Origin of the sequence: Brevibacillus sp. SIMBA_040, from assembly GCF_046535075.1 — a bacterium.
Classification (GTDB): domain Bacteria; phylum Bacillota; class Bacilli; order Brevibacillales; family Brevibacillaceae; genus Brevibacillus.
In genome coordinates, this window is record NZ_JAWRXI010000441.1 from 1 (window position 1) to 231 (window position 231).

Consider the following 231-nt stretch of genomic DNA (forward strand, 5'->3'; position numbering starts at 1 on the left):
GGGGACTGCTGCAGATGGACTACGACAGCGTACTTTCGATGAGTGACGACGTGGTCGCTCGCGATTACCGTGGCCTCTACAGCGGTCCCGAGCCACTGGATCGGCAGCTGGGTGCGGGTGTTGAGCGGCGGATCCGGATTCTCTCGGTCACGCTGCCGCCTGACGAACCCGGCCATGCGGTTGTGCACGTCGAACGGACGTCGTTCAAGAATGGCGAAGCGCATGCCGAGC

Annotated in this window: 1 protein-coding gene; it reads left to right on the forward strand. The window is 63.6% G+C overall.

What is annotated here, in order from left to right:
- Window positions 1–14: 14 nt before the first annotated feature.
- Window positions 15–231, forward strand: a 217-nt coding sequence (locus SB752_RS33365) for a hypothetical protein (protein ID WP_410719654.1), incomplete at its 3' end; no start/stop codon positions are given.